General features: G+C 71.2%; 5 protein-coding genes. All 5 read right to left on the bottom strand.

From position 1 onward, the window contains the following. Window positions 1-219 (bottom strand): hypothetical protein (locus tag AC27LF_RS29295; RefSeq protein WP_479665054.1); only part of this gene is annotated, 219 nt, incomplete at its 3' end. A 338-nt stretch (window positions 220-557) separates the two neighbouring features. Then, entirely contained in the window at window positions 558-2792 is a 2235-nt protein-coding gene (locus AC27LF_RS29290; protein ID WP_479658348.1) for an aminotransferase class I/II-fold pyridoxal phosphate-dependent enzyme, read from the bottom strand. Between the two features lie 161 nt (window positions 2793-2953). After that, the gene (locus tag AC27LF_RS29285) at window positions 2954-4099 is read right to left on the bottom strand and encodes an aldose epimerase family protein (RefSeq protein WP_479658347.1); all 1146 of its coding nucleotides are present in this window, start codon (window positions 4097-4099) and stop codon (window positions 2954-2956) included. A gap of 55 nt (window positions 4100-4154) precedes the next feature. Beyond that, entirely contained in the window at window positions 4155-5402 is a 1248-nt protein-coding gene (gene mmsB, locus AC27LF_RS29280; RefSeq protein WP_479658346.1) for a multiple monosaccharide ABC transporter permease, read from the bottom strand. Further along, window positions 5399-6958 (bottom strand): multiple monosaccharide ABC transporter ATP-binding protein, encoded by a 1560-nt coding sequence (mmsA, locus tag AC27LF_RS29275; RefSeq protein ID WP_479658345.1) that lies wholly within the window; start codon window positions 6956-6958, stop codon window positions 5399-5401. The genes mmsB and mmsA overlap by 4 nt, the downstream gene beginning before the upstream one ends. Window positions 6959-6964: the final 6 nt, after the last annotated feature.

Here is a 6964-nt window from a genome sequence, read left to right as displayed (position 1 = left end):
TGACCGTGGCCGCTGCGGCAACGCCAGTGAGCGGCGGCCATGCCGGGGGCGGCGAGTCGTGCCGAGTGGCACCCGTTCCCCCGGGCCGTAGCACCACGCGGCGTCGCGGAGGTGCGGGCAGGTGGGGTGGCGGCGCGCGGGCCGCCCCGGCAGCTCGGCCGCGTCGGCCAGGGCGTTCACCAGTCGGTAGAACGAGGACAGAGACGGCAGAGCCGCCATCCCCGGCCCGTGGGCGTCGTCCAGGATCTGCCTGGTCGGCGGCCGTAGTCCCTTCGCCGTTCCTTGGTTCCCTTGCGCGGCGCTGGGGGCCTGGTCGGGGCTGTCCCGGCTGGCCCATGTCGGCGGTGTTCAGTGAGGCGGTGGCCGGGGCCACGGTCAGGCCCTCGCGGTCCGGGACGCCGGGGGCGGGCCGGACGTGGCGACGGCGTCGGCAGGGGCGAGGAAGAGTGGTTGGCCGGGATGTGGGCGGCGGCGGGGCGGGGTGTGTACGGCCGCCCGTGAGGCGAATGTGACGGTCGCCTCCTGCGCGGCGGTGGGACGGGCGGGGGCGGTCGGGGTTATCCCGCCTGGCCCATGCCTGCTGCGTTGGGCCAGCTTTGGGCGTTGGGCCAGCCCGTGGCCGGGGCCGGGGTCAGGGGTGGGGTGGGGGGTGGGCCGGTCATGCCGCGTACCTGCGCCGCGGTCAGGCCACCGCGCGCCGGGACGCCGGGCGGGGTCGGGCCGCTCGCGGCGGCGGCCGGGGCGGGCACCGGCGCCGGGAAGGGAGCGGGGGCCGGGGTGGGGGTGGCGATCGGTGGCACGGTCGGGGTGGGGGGTGGCTGGTGTGGGAGCAGTTGGGGCGGTGCCGCGGGGGCCGGGGGCTGTTGTGGCGCCGCCTGGGCTGCCGCCGGCAGCGGCATCCCGCCGCCGGTCGGCTGACCGGTGGCGGGGAGCGGCATGCCGGTGCCGGCGGCAGGGGCGGCGGCCGGTGCCGGGACGGGCCCGGTGCCGACCGCTGGGGCGGGGCTGCTGCCGAGCGCTTGGTTGAAGCCTGCTCCGAACGCCTGGTTGGGGCCGGCGCTGAGCGCCTGGTTGGGGTCGGCGCCGAATGTCGGGCCGGCGGCGAGCGCCTGGGCCGGGGCGGTGCCGAGTGCCTGGTTGGGGGCGGCGCCGAATGCCTCGTTGGGGTCGGCGCCGAATGTCGGGCCGGCCGCGAGCGCCTGGCCGGTCCCGAGTGCCTGGGCGGGGGTGGTGCCGAGTGCCGGGCTGGCCGCGCGCGCCTGGGCCTGGGCGGTGCCGAGTGCCGGGGCCTGGCCGGTCCCGAGTGCCTGGGCGGTGCCGAGCGCCTGGGCGGGGGTGGTGGCCAGTGCCTGACCGGTGCCGGGTGCCTGGGCGGCGGCGGTCAGCGCCTGGGCGGTGCCGGGTGCCGGGTCGGCGGCGCGCGCCTGGGCCGGGGTGGTGCCGAGTGCCTGGGCGGGGGCGGCGGTCAGCGCCTGGGCGGGGGCGGGTGCCGGGCCGGCGGTGAGTGCCTGGGCGGTGCCGGGTGCGGGGAGTGCTTGGGCCGGGGTGGTTGCGAGTGCCTGGGTGGCTAGGCCCGGTAGGCCCGTGCCGTTGGTTTCGTTCACCAGGCGGTCCACCGCCGCCGTGCCCGAGCTGTAGCCGGTCCGGGCGGCCGGCTCGGGCACGGCGGCTCCCCTCCCGGACCCGTAGAGCACCGACTCCAGGCCGGACACCAGGCGACGCACGTCCACCTGGGGGCGCACCACGAGCCGCAGGAAGCGGCTGGACGAACCGATCTTGTTGCCGCACTCGCGGACCAGGATCCGGTGCTCGGTGAGCATCCGGTCCCGGACCACGGTGCCCTCGGCGCCGACCGGCAGCCGTACGAAGAGGAAGTTGCCCTGGGAGGGATAGACGGTGAGACCCGGCAGCGCGGACAGCCGGCTCGCCATCTCCAGCCGGTCCCGGCGCACCTGGAGCAGGCTCTGCGCGTACTCGGCGCCGTGCTCCTTCAGCATGAACACCACGTGCTCCGCGAAGGAGTTGAGGTTCCACTTCGGCAGCATGGAACGGATACGCCCGGCGAGCGCCGGATTGGCGACCAGGTAGCCGAACCGTATGCCGTGCAGCCCGAAGTTCTTGCCGAGGCTGCGCAGCACCACCACGTTGGGGCGCAGCATCGCCTCCTGCACGACGCTGGGTTCGGCCTCGGCGTCGGCGAATTCGAGGAACGACTCGTCGATCACCACCAGGTCCAGGTCGGCCATGGCGTCCATGAACTGCACGAGCGCGTGCCGGTGCAGAAAGCCGCCGTCGGGGTTGTTGGGGTTGCAGACGACGGCGACCCGGGTGCCGCGCGCCCGGATGAACTCCGCGTACTTGGCGAGGTCCAGGGCGAAACCGCCGGACTCCTGGAGCGGGAACATGTCGACCCGTTTGCCGGTCTCCATCGGCTGGTCGGTCCAGCGGCCGAACGTGGGCACCGGTACGGCCAGCGACTCACGGACCAGCAGATGGTCGATCCAGGTGATGAGTTCCGTGGAGCCGTTGCCCATCGCCACGCACTGCGGCGGCAGTTGCAGCAGGGAGCACAGCTCGGCGGTGATGGTGTCGGCGCTGCTCGGGTAGTACGTGATGATGTCCCGCAGCCGGCCCGCCAGTTCCTCGAACATCGCCGGAGTGGGGAAGTAGGGGTTGCAGGGGATGCAGAAGTCCACCGGCCCGACCCCGTCGCCGCCCTCCCGCGTCAGCGCCGCCATCGACGGGCTGTGTGCCGCAGTGCCGCGGAACAACGAGGTGACGTTGTCGGCCATGGAACCTCCGTAGGGGGCGAGCCCGCGGGGACGACCGGGCTCGTCGTCTGTGGGTGGCCCGCGCGGGGGAGCACGGGCCACCCTTGGATACGGAGGCGGCGGTGGCGCTGTTCACCGCATGTGAAAGAAGTGTGTGCGCGTGACGCTCCGGGTACGCGGGCTCACACCCCGAACGAGTGGATCGTCGTGGTCCGGTAGGTCTGCCCGGGCCGCAGCACGGTCGACGGGAACGACGGCTGGTTGGGCGAGTCGGGGAAGTGCTGGGTCTCCAGGCACAGTCCGTCGCCCTGCCGGTAGGTGCGGCCGGAGGTGCCGACGAGGGTGCCGTCGAGGAAGTTGCCCGAGTAGAACTGCACACCCGGCTGGTCGGTGGCGATCTTCAGGGTGCGGCCGGACGCGGGGTCGCGCAGGGTGGCGATGTGCTCGGGGCGCGTGGTCACGCCCTTGTCCAGGACGAAGTTGTGGTCGAAGCCCTTGGCGGTGACCAGTTGCGGGTGGCCGGCGCGGATGTCCCGGCCGACGGCCTTGGCCCGCCGGAAGTCGAACGGGGTGCCGGCGACCCGGGCCAGCTCGCCGGTGGGGATGAGGCCCGCGTCGGTGGGGGTGTAGCGGGCGGCCCGCAGGGTGAGTTCGTGGTCGTAGATGCCGCCGCTGCCCTCGCCGGCGAGGTTGTAGTACGTGTGGTTGGTGAGGTTGACCACCGTGGGCCGGTCGGTCCTCGCCTCGTAGTCGATGCGCCAGTCGCCGTGCCGGTTCAGCGTGTAGGTGACCTTGGTGCGCAGGGTGCCCGGGTAGCCCATCTCGCCGTCGAGGCTCGTGTAGTACAGGCGCAGGCCGACGTCGGAGCCGGAGGTGAAGCCCTCCACGTCCCAGACCCTGGTGTTGAAGCCGCGTGCGCCGCCGTGCAGGCTGTTCTCGCCGTCGTTGACGGACAGTTGGTACGCCTTGCCGTCCAGGGTGAAGCGGCCCCCCGCGATGCGGTTGCCGTAACGCCCGATGGTCGCGCCGAAGAACGTCGTGCCGGCGACGTAGGCCGCGAGGTTGTCGTAGCCCAGCGAGACGTTGGCGTGCCGGCCGTGGCGGTCCGGTATCTCCAGGGACTGGACGATGCCGCCGTAGGAGAGGACCTTCAGCCGGGTCCCGCCGTTCTCCAGCGACCAGCGGTGCACCTTGGTGCCGTCGGCGAGCGTCCCGAAGGGTTCCTTGACGGGCTGCCGGGAGGCGGAGGCCCGGGCCGGGCCCGCGCCGGCCGCGGCGATGCCCACCGCGGCGGCCCCGGCGATGACCGTACGTCTGCTCATGTCCATGTGCGGCTCCTGCACGTTGAGGGCCCCGTCCGAGAGCGGACGGGGCCGGGCTGCCTTACGAACCGGACTTGCGCTTGTTCCACACGTCGAAGCCGACCGCCGCGAGCAGGGCGAGGCCCTTGATGACCTGCTGCCAGTCGGTGCCGACGCTCAGGAGGTTCATGCCGTTGTTCAGCACACCGAGGACCAGACCGCCGATGATCGCGCCGAGTACGGTGCCGACACCGCCGCTCATGGACGCGCCGCCGATGAACGACGAGGCGATGGCCTCCAGTTCGAAGTTCAGGCCCGCCTTCGGCGAGGCCGCGTTCAGCCGGGCGGCGACCACCAGACCCGCCAGGGCCGCGAGCACACCCATGTTCAGGAAGACGTAGAAGGTGACCTTCTTGTCCTTGACCCCGGACAGCTTCGCCGCCGGCAGGTTGCCGCCGATCGCGTAGATGTGCCGGCCGAAGACGGCGTTGCGCATCACATAGCCGTAGCCGACCACCAGCACCCCGAGGATGATCAGGATGATCGGGGCGCCCTTGTAGCTGGCGAGCAGCAGGGTGACCGCGAGGATCGCCGCGGCGATCGCGACCAGCTTCAGCAGGAACGCGTTGCGCGGCAGCACCTCAAGCGAGAACTCCTGCTGCCGCTTGCGGTCCCGGACCTCCTGGTAGACGACGAAGGCCAGCAGCGCGAGGCCCAGCAGCAGGGTGAGGTTGTGGTAGTTGGTGTTCGGGCCGGTCTCCGGCAGGAAGCCGTTGCCGAGCTTTTGCAGGCCGTTCGGGAACGGGCCGAGGGTCTGGCCCTTCAGCAGGATCTCCGTCAGACCGCGGAAGAGCAGCATGCCCGCCAGGGTCACGATGAACGACGGTATGCCGAGATACGCGATCAGAAAGCCCTGGACGGAACCGGCGACCGCGCCGACCAGCAGGCACAGCACCAGCGCGACGGGCCAGGCCAGGCCGTGCTGCACCGAGAGCACGGCCGCGAACGCGCCCACGAACGCGGTCAGCGAGCCGACCGACAGGTCGATATGGCCCGCGATGATCACCAGCATCATGCCGATGGCGAGGATCAGGATGTAGCTGTTCTGCAGCACCAGGTTGGAGATGTTGCGCGGCAGCAGCAGGTCGCCGCCGGTCCACACCTGGAACAGGACGACGATCAGGCCGAGCGCGATCAGCATGCCGTACTGGCGCATGTTGCGGCGCAGGCCGTTCAGCATCAGCCGGAGCAGGCCGCCCTCGGCGGCCGCGCCCCCGCCCTTGCCGGGGGGCGCCGAGGCCGGGAGCTTGTCGGTCACATCCGTGCTCATCGGGTTACCTCTTTGTCCTGTGTGTCCTTCGTCATCCGGCGCATCAGCACTTCCTGCGTGGCCTCGGCCCGGGGCACCTCACCGGTGAGCCGCCCGGCGGCCATGGTGTAGATGCGGTCGCACATGCCGAGCAGTTCGGGCAGCTCGGAGGAGATGAAGACGACCGCCTTGCCCTCGGCGGCGAGCCGGTCGATGACCGTGTAGATCTCGTACTTGGCGCCCACGTCGATGCCGCGCGTGGGCTCGTCCAGGATCAGTACGTCCGGACCCGCGAAGATCCACTTGCTGAGGACGACCTTCTGCTGGTTGCCGCCGGACAGCTTGCCCACGGGTTCGAAGACGGTCGGCGCCTTGATGTTCATGGAGGTGCGGAAGCCCTCGGCGACCTGCCGTTCCTCGTGCTCGTCGACCACGCCCCGCTTCGCGACCTTGTTCAGCGCGGTCAGCGAGATGTTCCGGTTGATGGTGTCGATCAGGTTGAGGCCGTAGTGCTTGCGGTCCTCGGTGACATAGGCGATGCCGTGCCCGACCGCCTCGGCGACCGACCTGGTGCGGATCTCCGCGCCGTCCTTGAGGACCGTGCCGCCCGCGTACCGGCCGTAGGTGCGCCCGAAGACGCTCATCGCCAGTTCGGTGCGGCCCGCGCCCATCAGTCCGGCGATGCCGACGATCTCCCCGCGCCGCACCTGGATCGACACGTCGTCGACCACCTTGCGCTGCTGGTCGATCGGGTGGCGCACGGTCCAGTTGCGGATCTCCAGCGCCGGTGCCGCGTCCGGCGCGCCCGCGTACGGGGTGCGGTCGGGGAAGCGGTGGTCGAGGTCGCGGCCGACCATGCCGGAGATGATCCGGTCCTCGGTGGTCTCCGGCGCCTTCACGTCCAGGGTCTCGATGGACCGGCCGTCGCGCAGGATCGTCACCGAGTCGGCGACCCGGCGGATCTCGTTGAGCTTGTGCGAGATGATGATCGAGGTGATGCCCTGGTTCTTCAACTCCAGGATGAGATCGAGGAGTTTGCCGCTGTCCTCGTCGTTCAGCGCCGCCGTCGGCTCGTCCAGGATGAGCAGCTTCACCTTCTTCGAGAGCGCCTTGGCGATCTCCACGAGCTGCTGCTTGCCGACACCGATGTCGGAGATCCGGGTCTCGGGGTGATCGGTCAGGCCGACCCGGCGCAGCACCTCGGTGGCGTGCCGCAGGGTGTCCCGCCAGTTGATGAAGCCGCGTGAGGCGTGTTCGTTGCCGAGGAAGATGTTCTCGGCGAGGGACAGGAACGGCACCAGCGCCAGCTCCTGATGGATGATCACGATGCCGCGCTGCTCGCTGGCCCGGATGTCCCTGAAGGCGCACTCCTCGCCTTCGAACAGGATCTGGCCGCCGTAGCTGCCGTGCGGATGGACGCCGGAGAGGACCTTCATCAGGGTGGACTTCCCGGCGCCGTTCTCACCGCAGATGGCGTGGACCTCGCCCTGACGGACCGTCAGAGTGACGTCCGACAGCGCTGTGACGCCGGGAAAGGTCTTGACGATCGAGCGCATCTCCAGGACGGGTCCCGCCATGGTCGT

It is taken from the genome of Streptomyces diversicolor, assembly GCF_057537855.1.
This window is presented reverse-complemented; position numbering and strand designations above follow the sequence as displayed.